Here is a 1,787-nt window from a genome sequence, read left to right on the forward strand (position 1 = left end):
GAATCCCGCTTTCGACGTTGTGGAAGTACCCTTCGGGGACCCGTGCTTTGCGCGTTGGATCGAGCCGGAAGACCGCTGCCGAACGAGATTGGAAGACCCACAGTTTCCACTTGCCGTCGGGCTTGAGATCGGAAACCTCACAACCGGGCGGCAGCTCGCCATTTTCAAGTCGGCGCGTCAGCTCTAGAACCGACACAAACATCCGCCAGCAGGTCTCGTCGGCATTCCATTGCCTCTCTTCGAGATTCTTGACGATGATCTCGTCCATGATCGGCTCGAAAACAGGAAATAGCTTCTTGAGCCCTCCGGTGAGAGTGCCCGGCGACAGGTCGACCCCGTACGTGCGCAGATCCTCCAACAAACGGTTGGTCGGACGCAGGAAGCAATACTTGTCGAGCAAGATCTGCACCCACAACGAAATCCCGTAAAGGCCCTTGGGAATCAGCTTGGGCGGCCCTGGAGCCGTGATGATCTGCGGCAGGGGACACTGACACGTCGGCCGGTAACGCTTGCGACGAATCCGGCGTTTGTGGGCCTTGACCTCGATCTCAATCACCTCGGAGTCCTCTGTGCCAAGAGACTCGTCCTCTTCATACGGCAGACCGCACAGCGGACATTGGCATTCCTGCTCACAGAGCTCACTAATCTCCTCTTTGGCCGGCAGCTGCGAAGTATCGCGACGGCCGGGACCGGGTTGGCCCGGTCTCTGGCCCCGTTTGCCCTGCGCCTTGCCCGAACCGGACGCGCCCCGAGGGCGCGAGTGACCCTTCTCCGACTTGCGACCGAAGAGCTGCCGTTCGAGCTCCTTGATCCGTGCCTTCTGCTGCTCGCTTTCCTCTTGAAGCTGCTTCTCTCTTTCCCGCGCCCGCTTGAACACACTCTCCCAGTAGCGCGCTTGCTGACGAAGCTCGACGTTCTCGGCTGCCAGAGGGCAGTCGGCACAAGGCCTGGAGCGTTTTGCTGCCGTCCAGCGGTGATGGGCCAGGCATGTGGGCAACGCGCTGTCGAGAAAGGCAGGGATTGGAATCGAACCAGGGTCCATGCCCCCTTTGTACCAGAGCCGAAATTCTGTGTCCAGCCCTAAATGAGCTTTCTTAGGAGAAAAACTCGATACTCGCCGACCGAGGCAGGCGACCGGGAGGATCCGAGTCCTGCGGACCCAGGAGGGGCCCCTGGAGACGAAGGGCGCCCCGCGGCTTCAGCAGCCGGTAATGAACGCCGGGCGAGAGCGTTCCCCTGCTCCGTGTGGGAATGAGGCGGGAAACACCGAGAACGGGTTCGACGAATAGTTACTGCCAGCCTGAGCGCTGGGAGGTATTACACGGCGGGTAGGTGACGGGCTACTGCATCCGGAGGCCGTAGGCCCCGGCACCGACCTCGATCCTCGGTTCTAGCGGGCCGCTCGTTGCACTCGCGACCCACAAGGACGTTCGCGACGACGAAGACTTGACGCAAGCGCCAAGACTTCGTCCCCGCTCGGTGTCTGGTCGAGAGCGCCCACGACCGGGCCGCTCTGTTGGCGAAGATGGTCTCGTAAACTCGCGCACCGTGATCTGGTTGTACTCGAAGTCCAGGTCTCTGACCCGTGGGCGCGAACGCGGCCGGCGCCTGCGCTTCAGGTGCTCGGAGCAGAGGTCGGCGGCGGCGGAATCGAGGCGGACGATCCGGGGCTCGATCGCCCGGTCGAAGTCGGTCTCGTTACCCTTCCAACTTACGCCCTGGTTACGCCTACGACGAGAGCGGCCGCCGCCCGCCGGCGGCGGCGGCGATGCGCCGCGTCGCGGCGC

General features: G+C 62.9%; 1 protein-coding gene. It reads right to left on the reverse strand.

Annotation, left to right across the window (positions count from 1 at the left end; genetic code table 11):
* The coding region (locus GY769_09890; protein ID MCP4202234.1) for a transposase at positions 1 to 1,042 on the reverse strand (1,042 nt) is incomplete at its 3' end.
* Positions 1,043 to 1,787 lie beyond the last annotated feature (745 nt).

It is taken from the genome of bacterium, from assembly GCA_024224155.1.
Taxonomy (GTDB): Bacteria; Acidobacteriota; Thermoanaerobaculia; order Multivoradales; family JAHEKO01; genus CALZIK01.